Raw genomic sequence first — 22,333 nt, forward strand, 5'->3', positions numbered from 1 at the left:
GCGGTTTGTTTCACGTGAAACGGGCGGCGCTGTTTCACGTGAAACAGGCCGCGATCCCGGCTGTCGCCCACGGCAGGTCGAGGAGTTCCGTCCGCTGACCCGCCCGCGCTCCCCCGGGCGGTACGACGGCCAGCGCGTCGGCCGCCGCGACGCCCCGGAGCATCGCCGGGCCGTTGTAGTGCAGCGGAACGACATGATCACCGCGCAGCACCACCGGGACGAGCCGGGTGTCCTGGGGATGCCCCTGCACCTCGTCCCGCAGGGGCAGCGCGTACCGCTCCGGTGCGGGCCGGGCGGACAGGGTGCGCAGCAGGGGCTCGGCGAGCGTGAGGAGCCCGGAGACAGCCGCGAGGGGGTTGCCGGGCAGACCGACGAGATGCTGCTCGTCCTTGGTGCGGGCCAGCAGCATCGGGTGCCCGGGGCGCACCTGGACGCCGTCCACGAGGAGTTCGGCGCCGATGCGGCGCAGGACGGGGTGGACATGGTCGACGGGGCCGGAGGCGGTACCGCCGGTGGTGAGGATCAGGTCGGCGGAGGACCTGCTGACGGCTCGGTGCAGGGCCTTCTCGTCGTCGCCGATCCGCCGCACGGCGACGACCTCGGCCCCCAGCGCCCGCAGCCACGGCGGCAGCATCGGGCCGAGCGCGTCCCGGATGAGTCCGTCGTGCGGGCGGCCCTCGGTGAGCAGTTCGTCGCCCAGCACCAGCACCTCGGCCCGGGGCCGGGGTACGACGGACAGGGTGTCGTATCCGGCGGCCGCGGCGAGCCCGAGGACGGCGGGGGTCACCACCGCGCCGACGGCCAGCAGCTGATCGCCGCTCCGGCACTCCTGGCCTCGGGGGCGGATGTCCTGGCCGTGGCTCATGTCCCGGGTCGGGTGCAGCCGGCCCTGGGCGTCGGTGCGGCCGTGCTCGCTACGCAGGACCGCCGTGGTGTCCGGGGGGATCCGGGCACCGGTGGCGATCCGGACGGCCTCGCCGTCGGCGAGGGGTTCGGGCGCGGCGCTGCCCGCCAGCACGCCTTCGTCCCGGACCTGCCAGGGTCCGGGGCCCGCCACGGCCCAGCCGTCCATCGCGGAGGTGTCGAAGGAGGGCAGGTCGGTGAGGGCGGTCAACGGGCCGGCCAGGACCAGCCCGAGGGCGTCGCCCAGGGTCACGGAGACGGGGGCGCGGCGCGCGGCGCGGGACCGGGCGGCACGGGCGGCGATCGCGCGGGCCTCGGGCCAGGCGGTGGCGTGGTGCCGATGGCCGTGACGATCGGCCGTGGGGTCTGTGGCGGTGGCCTCGCCGGTGCGGGGACCGTGGGTGGGGGAGGCGCCTTCGGTCCGTGTGCCGTGACGCCCGGACGCGGGGCCCCCGGCCGGGCGGGCGGAGCCCTTGCCGTCGTTCACCAGGGCGAGCACCTCCTCGACGTCGAAGCCCGCGTTGCCGAAGTCCTCGGTGTCGCGGGCCCCGGTGTCGCGGGCCCCGGTGTCGCGGCTCTCGGTACCGGGGGCCTGGGCATCGGAGGCCTGGGCATCGGGGGCCCGGGTGCCCCGGCCCGCGCGCATGCCGTGGCGGGTCATCCGGCGTCCGGTCCCGTGTCGCCGGGCCGGGCGGCGGTGGAGCCCTCGGGGCCTGCTGCGTCCGTCTCCTGCGCCTCCTTCGCCCAGCGCAGCGCCAGGGCGGCGGCCTTGCGGGCGGCCTCGGCGACGGCCTCGGGGCCGCCCTGGGCCTGGGCGGCCGCGTAGCCGACCAGGAAGGTGGTCAGCGGCGCGGCGGGCCGGGCGACGCCGTGGGCGGCGTCCCGGGCGAGATCGAGGAGCGCACCGGTGTCGACCTCCAGGTCGATGCCCAGCTCGTCCTTGACTGCGGAAATCCATTCGTCCAACACGTGGTCATGCTCCCTGATGCGGGCCCGGGCGGTGGCGATGTCGTCCCAGGTGTCGCAGTCGAAGGACGCGACGGGGTCGGGGACGCGGGTGAGGTCGAGTCCGGCGGTCAGCCGGCGCAGGGGCAGCCCCGTGAGGCCGCCGGGGGCGGCGCCGAGCGGTGCCAGTGCGCTTCGCAGGGCGACGGTCCGGTACACGGCGACGAGCGGCTGGTCGCGGCCGTCGGCGTCGGTGAGCAGCGCGCCCGCCGCGGTGCCGGCGCGCAGGGCGGCCAGCAGCCGCCGCACGGTGCCGGCCGCGAGGAAGGGCAGATCGGCGGAGAGGACGAGGACCTCGTCGGCCGTGGTCCGGCGCAGTCCGGCGTCGAGCGCGGCCAGGGGACCCCCGCCGGGCGGGTCCTCGCGCGCCCAGCGCACGGGCCGGGCGGTGGGCCGGGGATCGGCGACCACGACGGTGGTGCGGGCGCCGGCGCAGGCGGCGAGCACCCGGTCCAGCAGCGCCCGGCCGCCCACGCGCACCCCCGGCTTGTCGGCGCCGCCGAGACGCCGGGCGCCGCCGCCCGCGAGCACGACCGCGTCGTACACGGCGTCATGGGCGGCGCCATGGGCGGCGTCGTACGCGGCGGCGGCCGGCCCCGGTGGACGGCCGGCGGGGGTGCCGGGGTGTTCGAACGAGGTCACCCCCCGAGTATGCGGGCCCCCTCGATCACAGGGAACGCGGTGCGCCTCGGGAACGCGCTTCTCGCGGTGAGCCTGTGATCACAGGGTACGCAGCAGAACCGCCGGCTGTTCCACGCAGTCCGCCACGTACCGCAGGAAACCTCCGGCGGTGCCGCCGTCGCAGACCCGGTGGTCGAAGGTGAGGGAGAGCTGCACCACCTTGCGTACGGCCAGCTCGCCCTCGTGCACCCATGGCTTGGGCACGATCCGGCCCACGCCCAGCATGGCCGCCTCGGGGTGGTTGATGATCGGCGTGGAGCCGTCGACGCCGAACACCCCGTAGTTGTTCAGGGTGAAGGTCCCGCCGGTCAGTTCGGCGGGGGTGAGCCTGCCGTCCCGGGCCACGTCGGTGAGCCGGGCGAACTCCGCGGTGAGCCCCTCGGCGTCCCGGGCGTGGGCGTCACGGACGACGGGGACGACCAGCCCCCGCTCGGTCTGCGCGGCGAAGCCCAGGTGCACGTGGTCGAACCGGACGATCTCCCGCGCCTCGACGTCGACGGTGGAGTTCAGCTCCGGGAAGCGGGCCAGGGCGGCGGTGCAGATACGGGCCAGCAGCGCGAGGAGGGAGATCTTCGGGCCGCCCGCGGCGTTCATCGCGGCGCGGGCCCGCATCAGCTCGGTCGCGTCGGCGTCCACCCAGCAGGTCGCGTCGGGGATCTCGCGGCGGCTGCGGGAGAGCTTGTCGGCGACGGCGCCCCGGACGCCCTTGAGGGGGACGCGTTGACCGCCGGTCAGGGCGGCGGACGCGGGGGCCGGCGTGGAGGCGGGGGCGGCCGAGGCCTCGGGCGCGGCCGCCGCCGTCCGCAGGGCGTTCTCCACGTCCACGCGCAGGATGAGCCCGTCGGGTCCGGAACCGGTCAGCTCCCGCAGGTCCAGGCCTCCCTCCCGGGCCAGGCGCCGCACCAGGGGGGAGATCACGGGGACCGGGCCCCCGGCGACGACCGGACGCCCGGCGCCCGACCCCTCGGGAGCCGTGACCGCGGCGGCGGGGGCTGCGGTGGGCGCGGCCGGGGCGGGGGCCGCGGCCGTCACCGGCGCGGCGGGCGGGGACTGCACCGGCCGTACCCGCCTGCGCCGCGCCGGCGCCTGCGAGGTGCCGTATCCCACCAGCACGTTCCCCGAGCCCTCGGCCGGTCCGCCGGAGGCCGGGGCGCCGACCGCGACCGTGATCAGCGGGGCGCCGACGGGCAGTTCGGTGCCCTCCTCGCCGAACCGGGCGGTGACCACCCCGCCGTAGGGGCAGGGCACCTCGACCATCGCCTTGGCCGTCTCGACCTCGACGACGGGCTGGTCCACGGCGACGACGTCGCCGACCTGGACCAGCCAGCGCACGATCTCCGCCTCGGTGAGTCCCTCACCGAGGTCGGGCAGCTTGAACTCCAGCACCTGTGCCATCAGTTCCCGGCCTCCCACTGCAGCCGCGCCACGGCGTCGAGGATGCGGTCGACACCGGGCAGGTGGTGGCGCTCCAGCATCGGCGGCGGATACGGGATGTCGAAGCCGGCGACCCGGAGCACCGGGGCCTCCAGGTGGTGGAAGCAGCGCTCCGTCACGCGGGCCGCGATCTCCCCGCCCGGGCCGCCGAAGGAGCCCGACTCATGGACGACGACCGCGCGCCCGGTGCGGCGCACCGAGGCGGCGACCGTCTCGTCGTCGAAGGGCACCAGCGAACGCAGATCGACCACCTCGAGGTCCCAGCCCTCGGCGCGGGCCGCCTCGGCGGCTTCGAGGCAGACGGGGACCGAGGGGCCGTAGGTGATCAGGGTCGCGCTGCTGCCCGCGCGGCGCACGACGGCGCGGCCGATCGGGTCGACCGGCTGCGGGTCCTCGGGGTTCCAGGTGTCCTTGGACCAGTAGAGCCGCTTGGGTTCGAGCACGACGACCGGGTCGTCGGAGGCGATGGCGGCGCGCAGCAGGCCGTAGGCGTCGGCGACCGTGGCGGGGGTGACGACGTGGAGCCCCGGGGTCGCCATGTAGTAGGCCTCGGAGGAGTCGCTGTGGTGTTCGACGCCGCCGATGCCGCCGCCGTAGGGGACGCGGATCGTGACCGGCAGCGGCATACGGCCGCGGGTGCGGTTGCGCATCCGCGCGACATGGCTGATGAGCTGCTCGAACGCCGGGTAGGCGAAGGCGTCGAACTGCATCTCGACGACCGGCCGCAGTCCGTACATGGCCATGCCGACGGCGGTGCCGAGGATGCCGGCCTCGGCGAGCGGGGTGTCGGTGCAGCGGTCCTCGCCGAACTCCTTCGCGAGTCCGTCGGTGACCCGGAAGACACCGCCGAGGGTGCCCACGTCCTCGCCCAGGACGTGCACGGCCGGGTCGGCGGCCATCGCGTCGCGCAGGGCGCGCGTGAGGGCCTGCGCCATGGTGGCGGGCTTGAGGGCGACGGTGGTCATCGGTGGGTGCCTTCCTGCTCCGCCGCGAGTTCGGCCTCCAGCAGGGCGCGCTGTTCGCGCAGCTGGGGGGTGTCCTCGGCGTACACGTGGGCGAAGAGGTCCCTCGGGTCCAGGGCCGGGTCCTGGTTCATCCGGGCGCGCAGGTCGGCGGCCATCGTCTCGGCGGCGTCCCGCGCGTGCTGCCGGGCGTCGTCGTCGAGCAGCCCGCGCGCGGTGAGCTCCTCCTCCAGCAGCCGGATCGGGTCGTGTTCGCGCCAGGTCTCGACCTCGGCGTCGCCCCGGTAGCGGGTGGCGTCGTCGGCGTTGGTGTGGGCGTCGATGCGGTACGTGACGGCCTCGACGAGGGTGGGGCCGCCGCCCTCGCGGGCCCGGCGCACCGCGTCGGTGAGGACCTCGTGCACGGCGGCGGCGTCGTTGCCGTCGACCAGGCGGCCCGGCATGCCGTAGCCGACGGCCTTGTGGGCGAGGGAGGGGGCGGCGGTCTGCTTGGCGAGCGGTACGGAGATCGCGAAGCCGTTGTTCTGGACGAGGAAGACGACCGGGGCCTGCCAGACGGCGGCGAAGTTCAACGCCTCGTGGAAGTCGCCCTCGCTGGTGCCGCCGTCGCCGACCATGGCGAGCGCCACCACGTCGTCGCCCTTGAGGCGGGCGGCGTGCGCGAGGCCCACGGCGTGCGGGAGCTGGGTGGCGAGCGGCGTGCTCAGGGGGGCCACGCGGTGCTCGTACGGGTCGTAGCCGGTGTGCCAGTCGCCGCGCAGCAGGGTGAGCGCCTCGACCGGGTCGACACCGCGGGCGACGACCGCGAGGGTGTCGCGGTAGCTGGGGAACAGCCAGTCGCGGTCCGCCAGGGCGAGCGCGGCGGCCACCTCGCAGGCCTCCTGGCCGGTGGTGGAGGGGTAGACCGCGAGCCGTCCCTGCTTGGTCAGGGCGGTGGCCTGCGTATTGTAGCGGCGGCCGAGCACCAGTTGGGCGTACAGCCGCCGCAGCAGCTCCGGATCGGCCTTCGCGGCCCGCTCGGTGCCGAGGACGCGGTAGGGCTCCGCGTCGGGCAGCAGCGGCGCGGGGTCGGTGCGGGGCTGCCAGGCGGGCGGCGGGGTCGGCCGGTACGCGCCCCGCTGCTCCATGACCGTCATGACGGCACCTCCTCGTGGGAGCGGCTCAGGGAGGCGGGTCGGCTTGTGACCCGCCTCACCTACCGATTGTTCGGTCGTCGGCGCATTTTGGCTACAGGCACCCCCAGGCTGTGGACAAACGGTTCTGCACAACCTGAGATGGATGCAGGACGTCCATGGCGGAGAGGCGGGGGGACATGGCACCTGAACAAATGGCCGAGTACCCGGAGAGCGGGGAGAGCGCGCAGGAGCTGCCGCCGGCGCGGCCGCTCGACGCCATCGACCGGGACATCCTGCAGATGCTCCAGGCGGACGGCCGGGCGTCGATACGGTCGGTGGCCGAACGGGTGCACGTCTCGCGGGCCAACGCCTACGCGCGCATCAACCGGCTCGTCGAGGACGGCGTCATCCGGGGGTTCGGCGCCCGGGTCGACCACGAGCGCGCGGGCCAGGGGACGAGCGCGTACATCACCCTGAAGATCGTGCAGAACACCTGGCGGACCGTGCGCGAGCAGCTCCGCCAACTGCCCGGCGCCTCCCACATCGCCCTCGTCGGGGGCGATTTCGACGTCCTGCTGCTGGTGCACACGCCCGACAACAGGGCCCTGCGCGAGGTGGTGCTGACCCGGCTCCAGGCCATCCCCGAGGTGCTCAGCACCCGCACGCTGCTGGTGTTCGAGGAGGAGGACCTGGAGCCGCAGGGGTAGGGCGTCAGTGCTCGGTGCGCAGACCGGCGAAGACCAGGCGCACCACCGCGTCGGCCACGTCGCCCTCGGCCATCCCCCGGCCGCCGGGCCGGTACCACTCGACGATCGAGTTGATCATCCCGAAGACCAGCCGGGTGGCGAGCCGCACCTCCACGTCCCCGCGCACGTCCCCGTCGGCGGCGGCCGCCTTCAGCAGGTCGGCGACCCGGTGGTCGAAGTCGCGCCGCCGCTCCAGGGCCCACCGCTCGGTGTCGGTGTTGCCGCGCACGCGCAGCAGCAGGGTGACGTACGGCAGTTCGCCGATGAGGACCTCGACCATGCGCCGCACGACGTACTCCAGGCGCTCCACCGAGCGCCCCACGCACGCGTGCTCCTCGTCGAGGATCTGGAACAGACCGTCCAGGGCACGGCTGACGGCCCGGCGCAGCAGTTCCTCCTTGCCGGACACATGGTGGTAGATCGACGACTTGGAGATGCCGGCCGCCCGGGAGAGGTGCTCCATGGACGTGCCGTCGTAGCCGCGCTCGTTGAAGACCTGGACGGCGACGGAGAGCAGGGTCTCCGGGGTGTACGTGTCGCGCTTGGCGGTGGTCATGAGGCGCCGCCCTCCCGCTTCTCGGTGGCGAAGGAGTGCCGGTACAGGGCGAGGGAGGGCGCGTAGCGGCCCGAGGGGTCGCGGTCGTGCAGGTCGTCCAGGAGGGAGAAGGCCCACATGCGGCCGAGGCGCCGGCTCCACTCGAAGGGGCCGAGGGGGTAGTTCACACCGAGCCGCATCGCGGTGTCGATGTCCTCCTCGGTGGCCACGCCCTTGGCGACGGCGTCGTGCGCGAGGTCGACGATCCGGGCGACCGTGCGCGCGACGATCATCCCGGGGACGTCGCCGATGACGCTGACGTCCTTGCCGAGCGCCTGGAACAGGCCGATCGCCTCGGACAGGGTCTGCTGCGAGGTGTCCTGGGAGGCGGACAGGGCGATCCGGGTGGCCTTGCGGTAGTCGAGGGCGAGGTCGAAGTAGACGACGTCGCGGAACTCCACGGAGGTCTGGCCGTCGGCGAGGGCGAGCTGGCCGCCGGAGGGAAGCACCAGCCGGGTGCCGTGGTCCTCCTCGTCCTCACGGACCTGGATGCCCGCCTCGCGGATCAGCGCGAGGACCTCGGAGGCGGGGCCCAGGTCGCCCTCGGCGAGGACGTGGGCGGGCGCCTGCTGCTTCTCCGCGGTGTGCGGCTCGGCGCCCTGCGGCCCGGCGCCGTCGTCGCGGTAGTCGAACCAGCCGTGGCCGGTCTTGCGGCCGAGGCGGCCGGACTCGACGAGGCGGCGCTGGGCGAGCGAGGGCGTGAAGCGCACGTCCTGGAAGAAGGACTGCCACACCGAGTGCGTGACGGACTCGTTGACGTCCTGCCCGATCAGGTCGGTCAGCTCGAAGGCGCCCATCCGGAACCCGCCGGACTCCCGCAGCACCGCGTCGATGGTGGCCGGGTCGGCGCCCTGCGCCTCGTAGACCGCGAACGCCTCGGCGTAGAACGGCCGCGCGATGCGGTTGACGATGAAGCCGGGCGTGTCGGCGCAGGCGACCGGGGTCTTGCCCCAGGAGCGCGCGGTCTCGTACGCGCGCGTGGCCGACGTGACGTCGGTGGCGTACCCGGAGACGACCTCGACCAGCGGCAGCAGCGGCGCCGGGTTGAAGAAGTGCAGGCCCACGAACCGGCCCGGGTTGCGCAGGGCACCGCCGATGGCCGTCACCGACAGGGACGACGTGTTGGTGGCGAGCAGGCAGTCCTCGCCGACCACGTCCTCCAAGCCGCGCAGGAGCTCCTGCTTGACCTCCAGGCGCTCCAGGACGGCCTCGACGACCAGCCCGCAGTCGGCGAGGTCGGCGAGGCTCTCCGCGGCCGTCAGACGGGCCCGGGCGGCGTCCCGGTCGGAGGCGGCCAGCCGGTTCTTCGACACTAGCCGGTCGAGGCGGGCGCCGATCGCGGCGGCCGCCTCGCGGGCCCGGCCGGGGACCGCGTCGAACAGTCGTACGGGATGGCCCGCGACCAACGCGACCTGGGCGATGCCCTGGCCCATGGTGCCGGTGCCGACGACGGCCACGGGGCTGCTGAGGTCGAGTGCTGTCATGTGCGCGATCCTCCCGCACGGGGTTTTCCACAGATGCGGCAGGCCCCCTTGTCCCGACCGATCGTTCGGTTACTCTAGCCCTGACTGGCTGTTCCCGCCCAGGTTTCCGCCAGCTCACGAGCTCGACGGAGAGTTCTCAAGACGAGGAGTTGGTCCCGCATGGCCGCCGCCGAACCGACCGCGCACGATCTGATCGCCCAGCACCGGCCCACCCTCGACCAGGCCCTGGAAGCGATCCGCACCCGCGCGTACTGGTCCCCCCACCCGGAGCACCCGAAGGCCTACGGCGAGCACGGCAGCCTGGACGCGGCGGCCGGCAAGGCCGCCTTCGACGCCGTCCTGAACACCCGGCTCGACCTCGGCCAGCCCGGCACCGACGACTGGGTGGGCGAGGAGACGTCCCCCTACGGCATCGCCCTGGGCGTGACCTACCCGCACGCCGACCCGGACGTGCTGCTGCCCGCCATGACGGCAGGTCAGCGCGCCTGGCGCGAGGCGGGCGCGGAGGTCCGCGCGGTGGTCTGCCTGGAGATCCTCAAGCGGATCGCCGACCGGACGCACGAGTTCGCCCACGCCGTCATGCACACCTCCGGCCAGGCGTTCATGATGGCCTTCCAGGCGGGCGGCCCGCACGCGCAGGACCGCGGCCTGGAGGCCGTCGCGTACGCGTACGCCGAACAGGTCCGCACGCCCGGCACGGCGGAGTGGAGCAAGCCGCAGGGCAAGCGCGACCCGCTCGCGATGACCAAGACCTTCACCCCCGTCCCGCGCGGCATCGCCCTGCTGATCGGCTGCAACACCTTCCCCACGTGGAACGGCTACCCGGGCCTGTTCGCCTCCCTGGCCACCGGCAACGCGGTCCTGGTCAAGCCCCACCCGCGCGCGGTGCTGCCGCTCGCGCTGACCGTGGCCGTGGCCCGCGAGGTGCTCGCCGCGGCCGGCTTCGACGCGAACCTCGTCGCGCTGGCCGCCGAGCGGCCGGGCGAGGGCATCGCCAAGACCCTGGCGACCCGTCCCGAGATCAAGATCATCGACTACACGGGCTCGACCTCCTTCGGCGACTGGCTGGAGACCAACGCCCGGCAGGCACAGGTCTACACCGAGAAGGCCGGCGTCAACACGGTCGTCGTGGAGTCCACCGCCGACTACAAGGGCATGCTCGCCAACCTGGCGTTCTCGCTGTCCCTGTACAGCGGCCAGATGTGCACCACCCCGCAGAACCTGCTGATCCCGCGGGACGGCATCCGCACCGACCAGGGCCAGAAGACCTACGACGAGGTGGTCGCCGACCTCGCCCGTTCCGTCGACGGTCTGCTGGGCGACGACGTGCGCGCGAACGCGCTGCTCGGCGCCATCGTCAACCCGGATGTCAAGGCCCGCCTGGAGGCCGCCGCCGACCTCGGCGAGGTCGCCCTCGCCTCCCGCGAGGTGAGCAACCCGGAGTTCCCGGACGCGATCGTGCGCACCCCGGTGATCGTGAAGCTGGACGGGGCGCGCAAGTACTGGGACGGGGCGGACGACGAGGCCGCCTACATGGGCGAGTGCTTCGGGCCGGTCTCCTTCGCCGTCGCCGTCGACTCCACGGCGGACGCGCTGGCGCTGCTGCGGCGGACGGTGCGGGAGAAGGGGGCGATGACGGTCGGGGCCTACACGACCGACCCGCAGTTCGAGCGGGACGTCGAGGAGGTCTGCCTGGCGGAGGCCGCGCAGCTGTCGCTCAACCTCACCGGCGGGGTGTACGTCAACCAGACGGCGGCGTTCTCCGACTTCCACGGCTCGGGGGGCAACCCGGCGGCCAACTCCGCCCTGTGCGACGGGGCGTTCGTGGCGAACCGGTTCCGGGTCGTCGAAGTGCGCCGGGACGCCTGAGGGTCCGGGGCGGCGCCCCTCACGGGGCGCCGGTCGCGCCGCTGCTCCAGTGGTACAGGGTCATCGCCACGCTCGTCGCCAGGTTGTAGCTGGAGACCTGGGGGCGCATGGGCAGGGACAGCAGATGGTCGGCACGGGCGCGCAGCGCGCCGGACAGGCCGCTGCGTTCCGAGCCGAAGGCCAGCAGGGCGTCGTCGGGGAGCACGACGCCCCGCAGGTCCTCGCCCTCGGGATCCAGGGCGAACAGCGGGCCGGCGGGCAGTTCGGGCACGGACAGCCGCTCCACGGCGGTCGCGAAGTGCAGTCCCGCCCCGCCGCGCACCACGGTCGGGTGCCAGGGGTCGAGCGTGCCGGTGGTGACCACCCCGGTCGCCCCGAAACCGGCGGCCAGCCGGATCACCGCCCCCGCGTTGCCCAGGTTGCGCGGGTTGTCGAGGACCACGACGGGCGCGGTGCGCGGCAGCCGCGCGAGCCTCGCCAGCTGCGCCTCGCGGGCGGGCCGTACGGCCAGGGCGGCCACGGCCGTGGGATGCGGGCGCGGCACCAGCGCGGCGTACGTCGTCGCCGGGACCTCCGTCAGCAGGGCGTCCAGCGTGTCCCGTACGTCCGGGGCGAGCTCGTCGGCCAGGGCGAGCGCCGCCGGCCGGTCCGCGGTGACCGCGACCGGCACCCGCGCCTCGAAGCGCACGGCGTGCTTGAGGGCGTGGAATCCGTCCAGCAGGACGTGCGAGTCGGCGAGGCGGTGCCAGGTGCTGACGGGGTCGGTCATGTGGGGGAGCCTACGTGGGGGGCCTCGGACGTCTCCGGGGTGCGCTGGTGCGGCACCGGGGCGCGGCCGTCGCGCGAGAACACCAGCTCCCGCCCGCGCAGCGCCCAGGCCCCGAGCCGGTGCAGGAAGGGCGTCGGCAGGAAGACCGCGTCCGCCGCGATCATCGCCAGCGAGAAGAACGGCAGGCCCAGGATCACGGCGATCGCGGCGTGCTCGGTCATCATCACCGCGAGCAGCACGTTTTTCACCCGGCGGTTGAACAGGGTGAACGGGAAGGCGACCTGGGCGGCGACCGTGCCGTACGTCACCAGCATCACCATCGTGCCGCTGCTCGACAGCAGGCCGCCGAGCGCGGGCCAGGGCGAGAAGTAGTCCAGGTGCAGGGGGTAGTAGACGGCGGTGCCGTCCTGCCAGCGCGAGCCCTGGATCTTGTACCAGCCAGCCGTCGCGTAGATCAGACAGGCCTCGGCCATGATCACGACCAGGGCGCCGTTGTGCAGGATGTTGCCGATCACGTCGAGCAGGATCCGGGGCTCAGCCGACCCGGTGCGGCGCCCGACGAGCCACCACAGCGCCTGCCCGGCCCAGGCCGCCCACAGGAGCGCGGGAATCGTCCACTGGCTGTGGAGGCCGCCCGTCGCCGTCAGGGTGCTCAGCACGGCTCCGAGCACGAGCCACAGGGCGGGCCCGACCCGGTCGGTGACCCGCTCGCCCCGCGCGCGTGCCGCCTCGGTGCGGCGCGCCCGGCGGGAGTCCAGGGACCACACCCGGCCGCAGCGGGTGAACACCAGATAGATCGACATCAGGTGCAGCACGTTGTCGCCGCCGTCGCCCATGAAGACGCTGCGGTTCTGCAGCGAGAGCACGCCGACCATGAACAGCACCGACATCGTGCGGGTGCGCCAGCCCACCAGGAGCAGGGCGCTCGCGAGGACGGCGACCGCGTACACGAGCTCGAACCAGACCCGTCCGTCCGACCACATCAGCACCGTGAACGCGCCGTTGCTGTCGATCAGCTGCCGGGCGAGGATCCAGCTCCAGGGGCCGTCGGGGCCGTAGAGCTCCGCGCGGTGGGGCAGCTCGCGCAGCAGGAACAGCAGCCAGGTCGCGCTGAAGCCGATCCGGATCACGGCGCTCTGGTACGGGCCGTGCGCGGACCCGGTCACGCGCGCGATGGCGGAGGACACCGTCAGGGTGAGGCGGTTCACGAGACACCCTCCCGGTCCTCGGCGGCCGGCACCGTCCACCAGGGCAGCACCCGGTACGCCGGCGTCGTCGACACCTTCTCCGTGCTCCACTTCGGCGGGGCCACGTTGACGGTCCGGGAGCGGACCTGGATGCGCTCCAGCGCCCCGTCCGCGCCGAGGGCTCCGCCGCGCTCCAGGCGCAGCTCGACGATCCGGCGCAGATAGGTCTCGGAGAGGTCGCCGCGCAGTCCGACGGGGCGGTCGTCGGAGCCGTGGGTGGCGGTGAAGAAGTCCCAGGCGCGGCGCAGCTCGTTCTGCTGGGTGTGGCTCGGCACGATGTTGCGGTCGATGTCGCGGCCGTCCTGCGCGGACAGGTCGTACCAGCCGGTGGTGCGCGAGCGGCCTTCGGCGGTGCGGATCTCGGCGCGGACCTGGACCGCGATGTTCTGCTGGAGCGGGTTCGGTGCGAACAGTTTCCAGTTCTGCTCGAACTCCGGGTACACCCAGTTGTCTATCGCCTCGCCGTGCGCCTTCGTCACCGTGTTCGACGGCGCGACGTGCAGGAACACCATGCCCAGGTGCACGCAGACGGCGACGGCGACGACGGCGAGCGCGACCGCGGCGCCTATCTGGTAGCGGGGCGAGAGCGCCGCCACACCGGTGCGGGGCTCGGGGGGCGCAGCGTCGTCCTGGAGCGGGTCCGCCGGGGCCGGGGCACCGAGGGGCGGAGCGGCCGCCGGCGGGGAACCGGCCTCCGGTTCGTCCGCCGCGCCCGGGCCCCGTGCGGCGTCGGGCCCTTTGTCGTACGCGTCCATTCCGCCCCGTTCCCCGATCCCGGTCGACTTGCCGTGCCTGCTGCGTCGCGCAATCGCGAACGGTACTCAGCCCCACCCGCTCGGCGCAGCCCCTCCCCGCCCGCAGGTTATCCACAGCGGTTGACACCTTACGACGGCCGCCCCACCATGGAATGGCACAGACCGAACGATCGGTCGGGAGCGACCCGGGCAGACGACCCGGAGCACAGCCGGACGACAGCCGGGAAAAGACAGACGGGAAGACAGAGGGGGAACCCATGGCGACAGCTACCGCGCCCCGCACGGCCGACGACGAGGCGTACCAGCGCACCTTCGACGCCGCCGTCGCCGCCGACGAGCGCATCGAGCCCCGCGACTGGATGCCCGACGCCTACCGCGCGACGCTCGTGCGGCAGATCGCCCAGCACGCCCACTCCGAGATCATCGGAATGCAGCCCGAGGCCAACTGGATCACGCGCGCGCCGTCCCTGCGCCGCAAGGCCATCCTGATGGCCAAGGTCCAGGACGAGGCCGGTCACGGGCTCTACCTCTACAGCGCCGCCGAAACGCTCGGCGTCGGCCGCGACGAACTCCTCGACAAGCTGCACTCCGGCCGGCAGAAGTACTCCTCGATCTTCAACTACCCCACGCTGACCTGGGCGGACGTCGGCGCGATCGGCTGGCTGGTGGACGGCGCCGCGATCACCAACCAGGTCCCCCTGTGCCGCTGCTCCTACGGGCCGTACGCCCGCGCGATGGTCCGCATCTGCAAGGAGGAGTCCTTCCACCAGCGCCAGGGGTACGAACTGCTGCTGGCCCTCAGCCGCGGCACCCCCGAGCAGCACGCGATGGCGCAGGACGCGGTGGACCGCTGGTGGTGGCCCTCGCTGATGATGTTCGGCCCGCCCGACGACGAGTCCGCGCACTCCGCGCAGTCCACCGCCTGGAAGATCAAGCGGCACTCCAACGACGAGCTGCGCCAGCGCTTCGTCGACATCTGCGTCCCGCAGGCGGAGTCCCTCGGCCTCACCCTGCCCGACCCGGACCTCCGGTGGAACGAACAGCGCGGGCACCACGACTTCGGCCCGATCGACTGGACGGAGTTCAAGGAGGTCATCAAGGGCAACGGCCCCTGCAACGAACAGCGGATCACCCAGCGCAGGCAGGCCCATGACGAGGGCGCCTGGGTCAGGGAGGCCGCCGCCGCCCACGCCGCCCGGCACAGCGGCACGGCATCCGCGCACACCGGCGGAAGGACAGAAAAGGAAGAGGGACGGGCATGACGAACACCGACTGGCCGCTGTGGGAGGTCTTCGTGCGCTCCCGGCGCGGCCTCTCCCACACCCACGCCGGCAGCCTGCACGCGCCGGACGCGGAGTTCGCCCTGCGCAACGCCCGCGATCTGTACACCCGCCGCGGCGAGGGCGTCTCCATCTGGGTCGTGCCGTCCTCGGCCGTCACCGCCTCCTCGCCGGACGAGAAGGACCCTTTCTTCGAACCGTCCGCCGACAAGCCCTACCGGCACCCCACCTTCTACGAGATCCCGGAAGGGGTGCAGCACCTGTGACCACGACCGTCCCGGTGACCGCCGCCCTCGCCCTCGGCGACGACGCCCTGGTGCTCTCCCACCGCCTCGGCGAGTGGATGGGCCACGCGCCCGTGCTGGAGGAGGAGGTCGCCCTCGCCAACATCGCCCTCGATCTGCTCGGCCAGGCCCGCATCCTGCTGTCGATGGCCGGTGACGAGGACGAACTCGCCTACCTGCGGGAGGAGCGCGCCTTCCGCAACCTCCAGCTCGTCGAGCAGCCGAACGGCGACTTCGCCCACACCATCGCCCGCCAGCTGTACTTCTCGACGTACCAGCACCTGCTGTACGCCGAACTGGCCGCCGGTGACGGCCCGTTCGCCGCACTCGCCGCCAAGGCCGTCAAGGAGACCGCCTACCACCGCGACCACGCCGAGCAGTGGACCCTGCGGCTCGGTGACGGCACCGACCTCAGCCATGAGCGCATGCGCGCGGCGTGCACCGCGCTGTGGCGGTTCACCGGCGAGATGTTCCAGCCCGTGGAGGGCCTCGGTACCGACCCCGCGGCGCTGCGCGGGCACTGGCTGGAGGCGGTCGGCGCGGTCCTGCGGCGGGCCGGTCTCACCGTCCCCGAGGGAGCGCAGTCCGGCGCCTGGACGGCCGGCGCGGGCCGGCAGGGGCTGCACACCGAGCCGTTCGGCCGGATGCTCGCCGAGATGCAGCACCTGCACCGCAGCCACCCGGGGGCGTCATGGTGACGGCCACCGCGCTGGAGGCGGAGCTGCTCGCACTGGCCGGTTCGGTGCCGGACCCGGAGCTGCCGGTGCTGACGCTGAGCGAGCTCGGCGTGGTGCGCGGTGTACGCGTCCAGGACGCCGGCGCGGTCGAGGTCGAGCTGACCCCGACGTACACCGGCTGCCCGGCGATCGAGGCGATGGCCGCGGACATCCGCCGGGCGCTGCAGGAGCGCGGTGTCCAGGACGTCACCGTGCGCACCGTGCTGGCCCCGGCCTGGTCGACCGACGACATCAGCGACGAAGGCCGCCGCAAGCTGCGGGAGTTCGGCATAGCGCCGCCCCGGACCACCCGGGAGAGCGGGCCGGTCGCGCTCGCCCTGGGCCCCACCAGGACACGCGACGAGGACCCGGTGCGCTGCCCGCACTGCGGCTCAGCCGACACCGAGCTGCTCAGCCGGTTCTCCTCCACCGCCTGCAAGGCGCTGCGCCGCTGTCTGGCCTGCCGTGAACCCTTCGACCACTTCAAGGAGCTGTGATGGCCCGAGCCGTGACGGCCCGTTTCCACCCGCTCCCGGTGGCGGCGGTGGACCGGCTCACCGACGACTCCGTCGCCCTCACCCTCGCCGTCCCCGAAGCCCTGCGCGAGGAGTACCGGCACGCGGCCGGCCAGCATCTCGCGCTGCGGCGCACGGCCGACGGCACCGAGATCCGGCGGACCTACTCGATCTGCTCGGCCGCACCCGACCCGGCCGGCGAGGGACCGCGCACCCTGCGGGTGGGCGTGCGCCTCGTGGAGGGCGGCGCCTTCTCGACGTACGCGCTGAAGGAGATCGCCGTCGGTGACGAGCTGGAGGTGATGACCCCGGCGGGCCGGTTCACGCTCGACCCGGCACCCGGGCTGTACGCGGCGATCGTCGGCGGCAGCGGTATCACCCCCGTGCTGTCGATCGTCTCGACCCTGCTGGCGCGTGAACCCGAGGCCCGCTTCTGTCTGATCCGCGGCGACCGTACGGCCGCCTCGACGATGTTCCTGGAGGAGGTCGCCGACCTCAAGGACCGCTTTCCCGACCGGCTCCAGCTGGTCACCGTGCTCTCGCAGGAGGAACAGCAGGCGGGGCTGCCGTCGGGCCGGCTGGACCGGGAGCGGCTGACCGGCCTGCTGCCGGCGCTGCTGCCGGTGCCGGAGGTGGCGGGCTGGTTCCTGTGCGGGCCGTTCGGCCTGGTGCAGGGGGCCGAGCAGACCCTGCGCGAGCTGGGGGTGGCCCGCTCCCGGATCCACGAGGAGATCTTCCACGTGGACGAGGCGGCGCCCCCCGCCCGCGCGTCGGCGCCCGCGCACGCCACGGTCACGGCCCGGCTCGACGGCCGGGGCGGCAGCTGGCCCGTGCGGGACGGGGAGTCGGTGCTGGACACCGTGCTGCGCAACCGGCCCGACGCGCCCTATGCCTGCAAGGGCGGGGTGTGCGGGACCTGCCGGGCCTTCCTGGTCTCCGGAGAGGTGCGCATGGACCGCAACTTCGCGCTGGAGCCGGAGGAGACGGAGGCCGGGTATGTGCTGGCCTGCCAGTCGCATCCCGTGACGGAGGCGGTGGAGGTGGACTTCGACCGGTGAGGCGAGGGGCCCCGGGCGTGCCGTCGTCGCGCCCTCGCCGCAGGCGTTCCCTTCTCCTAGAACCTGTTCTATCTTGACGGACCGTCAGATCCAGGCGCAGCCATTGGAGTTCCGCCGGATCAGCCGACCCCTCGGAGAGGACAGGCCGTGGACTTCACCTTCAGCGAGGAGCAGCAGGCGGCGGCCGAGGCGGCCCGCGGGGTCTTCGCCGGGGTCGCGCCCGACGCCGTACCGAGCCCCGCGCTCACCCAGGGCCGCCCGGTGGCCGACGGCTTCGACCGGGCCCTGTGGGACAGGCTCGCCTCGGCGGACCTGCTGAGCCTGCTGCTCGACGAGGAGTACGGCGGGGCCGGACTGGACGCCGTGGCGCTGTGTCTGGTGCTGCGGGAGGCCGGGAAGGTGCTGGCGCGGGTACCGCTGCTGGAGAGCACCGCGGCAGCCGCGGCCGTACAGGCTTACGGCGGGCCTGAGTTGCGGGACGAACTGCTCGCGTCGGCCGGGCGGGGCCGGACCGTCCTGACGGCCGCCTCCCACGGCCGTACCGGCCACGACGCGGCCGAACTCGCGGTGACCGCCCGGCGGGCCGGCGACGGCGGCACCGACGGCCGGGACGGCGACGCGTGGATCCTCGACGGGGTGCAGACGGCGGTGCCCTGGGCGTATGACGCCGACTACGTCCTCGTGCCGGCGCGCACCGGGGACGACCACGAAGGCCACGACGTCCGTGACGTCCTCGCCGTGGTCGCCCGGGAGCAGGAGGGGGTCGTCCTCGCCGAGCAGATCTCCACCACCGGCGAGCGGCTCGGCGAACTCCGCCTGGAGTCGGCGCGGGTCCCGGCCCGGTACGTCCTCACCGCCGAGGGCGCCGGGGAGTGGCTGCGGCAGCTGCTCGCCACCGGAACCTGTGCGCTGGCGCTCGGTCTGGGCGACCGGGTCCTGCGGATGACCGGTGACTACGCGAGCAAGCGCGAGCAGTTCGGGCACCCGATCGCCACGTTCCAGGCGGTCGCCGTGCAGGCCGCCGACCGCTACATCGATCTGCGCGCCATGGAGGTCACCCTGTGGCAGGCCGCCTGGCGGATCGCCTCCGGGGCGCCGGGCGCGCTGCCCGCCTCCGGCGATGTCGCCGTGGCCAAGATCTGGGCCTCGGAAGGGGTACGGCGGATCGTGCAGACGGCACAGCACCTGCACGGCGGGTTCGGTGCCGACGTGGACTACCCCCTGCACCGCTACCACGCCTGGGCGAAGCATCTGGAGCTGTCGCTCGGACCGGCGGCGGCACACGAGGAGGCCCTGGGCGACCTGCTGGCCGCCCACCCGCTCGTCGGCTGAAGGCTCCGGCCGACCGTCAGGTCAGAGAACGGCTCCCGGCTGTCCCCCGTCCGTCACCACGGGCCGCCCCACGGCCTGCCAGAACTGCATGCCGCCGTCGACGTTCACCGCGTCGACGCCCTGCTGGACGAGGTACATCGTGACCTGGGCCGAGCGGCCGCCGGACCGGCAGATCACATGGACGCGCCCGTCCTGCGGGGCCGCCTCGGTCAGCTCGCCGTAGCGGGCGACGAACTCACTGAGGGGAATGTGCAGCGCCCCTTCGGCATGACCCGCCTGCCACTCGTCGTCCTCACGGACGTCCAGCAGGAAGTCACCGTCCCCGACCTCGCCGACCTCGACCGTGGGCACCCCAGTTCCAAAACTCATGCCCCCGACGCTACCGGACGTGACCGCCCCGGCTACCCCACGAGCCCGGCGAGCTCGGCCTCCTTCTTGGCGACGTCCGCGAGCAGTTGCTCGGCGATCTCGTCCAGCAGCCGGTCGGGGTCGTCCGGGGCCATCTTCAGCATGGAGCCGATGGCGCTCTCCTCCAGGTTGCGGGCGACCAGGGCGAGCAGCTCCTTGCGCTCGGCGAGCCACTCCAGCCGGGCATAGAGCTCCTCGCTGGGGGTCGGCCGGCGCTCGGCGGGCGGCGGGCCCGCGGCCCACTCCTCGGCCAGCTCACGCAGCGCGGCCTCGTCCCCGCGGGCGTAGGCGGCGTTGACGCGCGTGATGAACTCCTCGCGCCGGGCCCGCTCCTCGTCCTGCTGGGCGAGGTCGGGGTGAGCCTTGCGGGCCAGCTCGCGGTAGAGCTTGCGGACCTCCTCGCTGGGCCGCACCCGCTCCGGGGGCTGCACCGGCTGCTCCGTGAGCATCGCCACGGCCTCGGGGAAGAGCCCCTCGCCGTCCATCCAGCCGTGGAACAGCTCCTCGACCCCCGGCATCGGCTGCACCCGGGCCCGCGCCTCGCGGGCCTGGCGCAGGTCCTCGGGGTCGCCGGAGCGGGCCGCCCTCGCCTCGGCGATCTGTGCGTCCAGTTCGTCGAGCCGGGTGTACATGGGGCCGAGTTTCTGGTGGTGGAGCCGCGAGAAGTTCTCGACCTCGACGCGGAAGGTCTCCACCGCGATCTCGAACTCGATCAACGCCTGCTCGGCGGCCCGCACGGCCTGCTCCAGCCGCTCCTCGGGCCGCGACTGCTCAGCTTCGGGGGTCGTCACCCGACCAGCCTAGGCCAAGCCCGCACGACCCGAGGCGGCTCACCGCCCCCGACCGGCTGGGACAGGCTCAGCAGACGGGCCGTCCTCGCCCGGACTGAAGGCGACCGCCGACTCCGCTCACCGCCGCACGGGTACTCGGCGACACCGGCCACGTCCTCCTCCCAGCAGTCCTCGCACCAGGACTCCTCGCTGCCCGGAGGAACGCACGACTCCGGCGACCGCGGCACTCCCGGCGGGCCGCGGACGTGTTGACCTCCCGGGAGAAGACCCGGCCACCGCATCCGCCGCACACCGAGGCCACGACGAGCACCGCCCGGTCGTCCACGGCTCACGGACAGGCCGTTCGACTCGGCCGGGACCCCCGCCCCGACCTCGTCGTCGGTGTCCCGGTCCTAGACCCCCGTCTCCGCCGCGATCCGCCCCGCCCGAACCGCCGCCACCAGGTCGGTGTGGTCGGCCTCGGTGCGGTCGGCGTAGGCGACGGCGAAGTCGGCGATCGCCTCGTCGAGTTCCTCGTTCTTGCCGCAGTAGCCGGCGATCAGCCGCGGGTCGGCGCTGTGCGAGTGGGCGCGGGCCAGCAGGGCGCCCGTCATCCGGCCGTAGTCGTCGACCTGGTCCGCGGCGAGCGCGGCCGGGTCGACACTGCCCTTGCGGTTGCGGAACTGCCGCACCTGGAAGGGCCGGCCCTCGACGGTCGTCCAGCCCAGCAGGATGTCGCTGACGACCTGCATCCGCTTCTGGCCCAGCACCACCCGACGCCCCTCGTGATCGACGGCGGGCGTCTCGAAGCCGGCGGTCAGCAGATGCGGCACGAGCGCCGAGGGGCGGGCCTCCTTCACCTGGAGGATGAGCGGCTCGCCCCGGTGGTCCAGGAGCAGCACGACGTACGACCGCGTGCCGACACTGCCCGTGCCGACGACCCGGAAGGCGACGTCGTGGACCGCGTGCCGGGACAGCAGCGGGTGGCGGTCCTCGGAGAGGGTGGCCAGGTACGGCTCCAGGGAGAGGGCCACGGCGGCGGCCTCCTCGTCCGGGATTCGGCGCAGCACCGGCGGGGCGTCGACGAAGCGGTGACCGCCGTCCTCGGTGCGGGTGGTGGACTTCGCCGCGAACCGCCCGCTGGTGTTGGCCCGCGCCTTCTCCGAGACCCGCTCCAGCGTGCCGACCAGGTCGTGGGCGTCGGTGTGGGAGACGAGTTCCTCGTCGGCGATCGCGTTCCAGGCGTCCAGCACGGGCAGCCGGGCCAGCAGCCGCATGGTGCGGCGGTAGGAGCCGGCCGCGCCGTGGGCGGCCTGGCGGCAGGTGTCCTCGTCGGCGCCGGCCTCCCGGCCCGCGAGCACCAGGGAGGCGGCGAGCCGCTTGAGGTCCCACTCCCAGGGGCCGTGGACCGTCTCGTCGAAGTCGTTGAGGTCGATGACGAGCCCGCCGCGGGCGTCCCCGTACAGACCGAAGTTGGCCGCGTGGGCGTCACCGCAGATCTGAGCGCCGATGCGTGTCATCGGGGTGCGGGCGAGGTCATGGGCCATGAGCCCCGCCGAGCCGCGCAGGAACGCGAACGGGGTGGCCGTCATCCGTCCGACCCGTATCGGCGTGAGCTCCGGGATACGCCCCTGGTTGGACTCCTCGACCGCCGTCACCGCGTCCGGGCGGGAGGCGTCCAGGTCGAGCAAGGCGTGCGAGGACCGCGCGACCACGTCCCGGAGCGCCTTGCCCCGCTCCTTCGGCGTACCGGCGCCGGCTCCCCCGACGGCCGCCGCCGCGGCCTCGTCCGCCGCCCCCGCCGTGAATCGCCCGGCGAATCCCCGCACGTGAGGCAGCCGACGCGCCTCGCCCACGACTACCCCCGCCTCGGCCTCGGTCACGGTGACCGCCTCCCCCGCATCTCCGTCAACGCGTCACATCCGTACGCGCCATATCCGTACACGTCGATCAATTCGAGCCGACCGTACCGCCCGTGGCCTGCGTCACGGCAGTCCTGTTTCACGTGAAACCACGGAGGTCGACAGCCTGAGACGTTCCTCACACACCGTGAGCGCATCCATACACGCGGAAGCCCCCAGGTCCGAGACCTGGGGGCTTCCGTCTGGTGGGGCACCGACGGAACCCTCTGGTCAGCCATTGAATAGAGTCGCACAAGATCTTTTCCCGCACTGATCAAGATCGTTTCCCGCCGCCCCGGCCAGGGGCACGCGCACCCCTCCCGGGGCACTCAGCACGGTCTGTGCGCGTCCGCGCCGCTACGGAGCGGATCTCCAGGACGAAGGCAACGAAGGCGCTGGCGTAGATGAGGCACCCACATGAATGTAGCCAGGACGCCAATGGGGAGAAATGAACGGACGGGTCGGGTGCGGGCGGGCCACACGCCGCCCCGACGGAAGCGGCTT

The 22,333-nt window shown here is 73.6% G+C and carries 21 protein-coding genes; 8 read left to right on the forward strand and 13 right to left on the reverse strand.

What is annotated here, in order from left to right:
* Positions 1-34 precede the first annotated feature (34 nt).
* The 5 genes from U5640_RS22585 to pdhA all read right to left on the reverse strand — a co-directional run bounded on the left by U5640_RS22585 (position 35) and on the right by pdhA (position 6,121).
* The gene (locus U5640_RS22585) at positions 35-1,564 is read right to left on the reverse strand and encodes a molybdopterin molybdotransferase MoeA (protein ID WP_340377583.1); all 1,530 of its coding nucleotides are present in this window, start codon (positions 1,562-1,564) and stop codon (positions 35-37) included.
* Positions 1,561-2,454: an NTP transferase domain-containing protein gene (locus U5640_RS22590; RefSeq protein ID WP_340385261.1), complete on the reverse strand. Its 894-nt coding sequence runs from the start codon at positions 2,452-2,454 to the stop codon at positions 1,561-1,563. Before U5640_RS22590 ends, U5640_RS22585 begins: the two co-directional genes overlap by 4 nt.
* A 174-nt stretch (positions 2,455-2,628) precedes the next feature.
* Entirely contained in the window at positions 2,629-3,984 is a 1,356-nt protein-coding gene (locus U5640_RS22595; RefSeq protein ID WP_340377584.1) for a dihydrolipoamide acetyltransferase family protein, read from the reverse strand.
* On the reverse strand, positions 3,984-4,988 hold the full coding sequence (locus tag U5640_RS22600) for an alpha-ketoacid dehydrogenase subunit beta (RefSeq protein WP_340377585.1): 1,005 nt from the start codon (positions 4,986-4,988) through the stop codon (positions 3,984-3,986). The genes U5640_RS22595 and U5640_RS22600 overlap by 1 nt, the downstream gene beginning before the upstream one ends.
* Positions 4,985-6,121, reverse strand: coding sequence for a pyruvate dehydrogenase (acetyl-transferring) E1 component subunit alpha (gene pdhA, locus U5640_RS22605; RefSeq protein ID WP_340377586.1), 1,137 nt, complete (start codon positions 6,119-6,121; stop codon positions 4,985-4,987). The genes U5640_RS22600 and pdhA overlap by 4 nt, the downstream gene beginning before the upstream one ends.
* Before the next feature lie 176 nt (positions 6,122-6,297).
* On the opposite strand from pdhA, the gene U5640_RS22610 reads away from it, so the two are divergent.
* Positions 6,298-6,807 carry an Lrp/AsnC family transcriptional regulator gene (locus U5640_RS22610; RefSeq protein ID WP_340377587.1) on the forward strand — a complete coding sequence of 170 codons (510 nt, stop codon included), beginning with the start codon at positions 6,298-6,300 and terminating at the stop codon, positions 6,805-6,807.
* Positions 6,808-6,811: 4 nt separating this feature from the next.
* Here U5640_RS22610 and U5640_RS22615 read toward each other — a convergent pair whose 3' ends face one another.
* Positions 6,812-7,402: a TetR/AcrR family transcriptional regulator gene (locus U5640_RS22615; RefSeq protein WP_340377588.1), complete on the reverse strand. Its 591-nt coding sequence runs from the start codon at positions 7,400-7,402 to the stop codon at positions 6,812-6,814.
* Complete coding sequence (locus tag U5640_RS22620) at positions 7,399-8,925, reverse strand: 3-hydroxyacyl-CoA dehydrogenase (protein WP_340377589.1); 1,527 nt, start codon at positions 8,923-8,925, stop codon at positions 7,399-7,401. The genes U5640_RS22615 and U5640_RS22620 overlap by 4 nt, the downstream gene beginning before the upstream one ends.
* Before the next feature lie 159 nt (positions 8,926-9,084).
* On the opposite strand from U5640_RS22620, the gene paaN reads away from it, so the two are divergent.
* Positions 9,085-10,794, forward strand: a complete 1,710-nt coding sequence (gene paaN, locus U5640_RS22625; protein WP_340377590.1) for a phenylacetic acid degradation protein PaaN — start codon at positions 9,085-9,087, stop codon at positions 10,792-10,794.
* A 19-nt stretch (positions 10,795-10,813) separates the two neighbouring features.
* Here paaN and U5640_RS22630 read toward each other — a convergent pair whose 3' ends face one another.
* From U5640_RS22630 to U5640_RS22640, 3 genes are read right to left on the reverse strand one after another with little or no spacing between them, the layout of a single operon-like run.
* Positions 10,814-11,563: a TrmH family RNA methyltransferase gene (locus tag U5640_RS22630; protein WP_340377591.1), complete on the reverse strand. Its 750-nt coding sequence runs from the start codon at positions 11,561-11,563 to the stop codon at positions 10,814-10,816.
* On the reverse strand, positions 11,560-12,771 hold the full coding sequence (locus U5640_RS22635) for an HTTM domain-containing protein (protein WP_340377592.1): 1,212 nt from the start codon (positions 12,769-12,771) through the stop codon (positions 11,560-11,562). Before U5640_RS22635 ends, U5640_RS22630 begins: the two co-directional genes overlap by 4 nt.
* On the reverse strand, positions 12,768-13,565 hold the full coding sequence (locus tag U5640_RS22640; protein ID WP_340377593.1) for a DUF5819 family protein: 798 nt from the start codon (positions 13,563-13,565) through the stop codon (positions 12,768-12,770). Before U5640_RS22640 ends, U5640_RS22635 begins: the two co-directional genes overlap by 4 nt.
* 257 nt (positions 13,566-13,822) lie before the next feature.
* Between U5640_RS22640 and paaA the strand changes: the two genes are divergently transcribed.
* The 6 genes from paaA (at position 13,823) to U5640_RS22670 (ending at position 18,750) form a co-directional block, all read left to right on the forward strand.
* On the forward strand, positions 13,823-14,827 hold the full coding sequence (gene paaA, locus U5640_RS22645; protein ID WP_340377594.1) for a 1,2-phenylacetyl-CoA epoxidase subunit PaaA: 1,005 nt from the start codon (positions 13,823-13,825) through the stop codon (positions 14,825-14,827).
* On the forward strand, positions 14,824-15,111 hold the full coding sequence (gene paaB, locus U5640_RS22650; RefSeq protein WP_055636201.1) for a 1,2-phenylacetyl-CoA epoxidase subunit PaaB: 288 nt from the start codon (positions 14,824-14,826) through the stop codon (positions 15,109-15,111). Before paaA ends, paaB begins: the two co-directional genes overlap by 4 nt.
* Entirely contained in the window at positions 15,108-15,827 is a 720-nt protein-coding gene (gene paaC, locus U5640_RS22655; protein WP_340377595.1) for a 1,2-phenylacetyl-CoA epoxidase subunit PaaC, read from the forward strand. The genes paaB and paaC overlap by 4 nt, the downstream gene beginning before the upstream one ends.
* A complete protein-coding gene (gene paaD, locus U5640_RS22660) occupies positions 15,821-16,342 on the forward strand; it encodes a 1,2-phenylacetyl-CoA epoxidase subunit PaaD (RefSeq protein ID WP_340377596.1) in 522 nt (173 codons plus the stop codon). Before paaC ends, paaD begins: the two co-directional genes overlap by 7 nt.
* On the forward strand, positions 16,342-17,418 hold the full coding sequence (locus U5640_RS22665) for a 2Fe-2S iron-sulfur cluster-binding protein (protein WP_340377597.1): 1,077 nt from the start codon (positions 16,342-16,344) through the stop codon (positions 17,416-17,418). Before paaD ends, U5640_RS22665 begins: the two co-directional genes overlap by 1 nt.
* 147 nt (positions 17,419-17,565) lie before the next feature.
* Positions 17,566-18,750 carry an acyl-CoA dehydrogenase family protein gene (locus U5640_RS22670; RefSeq protein ID WP_340377598.1) on the forward strand — a complete coding sequence of 395 codons (1,185 nt, stop codon included), beginning with the start codon at positions 17,566-17,568 and terminating at the stop codon, positions 18,748-18,750.
* Between the two features lie 21 nt (positions 18,751-18,771).
* Here U5640_RS22670 and U5640_RS22675 read toward each other — a convergent pair whose 3' ends face one another.
* The 3 genes from U5640_RS22675 to U5640_RS22685 form a co-directional block, all read right to left on the reverse strand.
* Positions 18,772-19,101 carry a rhodanese-like domain-containing protein gene (locus tag U5640_RS22675; RefSeq protein WP_340385263.1) on the reverse strand — a complete coding sequence of 110 codons (330 nt, stop codon included), beginning with the start codon at positions 19,099-19,101 and terminating at the stop codon, positions 18,772-18,774.
* Positions 19,102-19,151: 50 nt separating this feature from the next.
* Complete coding sequence (locus U5640_RS22680; RefSeq protein ID WP_340377599.1) at positions 19,152-19,949, reverse strand: J domain-containing protein; 798 nt, start codon at positions 19,947-19,949, stop codon at positions 19,152-19,154.
* Positions 19,950-20,341: 392 nt separating this feature from the next.
* Positions 20,342-21,811, reverse strand: coding sequence for a DUF2252 domain-containing protein (locus U5640_RS22685; RefSeq protein ID WP_340377600.1), 1,470 nt, complete (start codon positions 21,809-21,811; stop codon positions 20,342-20,344).
* Between the last annotated feature and the right edge of the window lie 522 nt (positions 21,812-22,333).

This window comes from Streptomyces sp. SS7, from assembly GCF_037993025.1.
Taxonomy (GTDB): Bacteria; Actinomycetota; Actinomycetes; order Streptomycetales; family Streptomycetaceae; genus Streptomyces.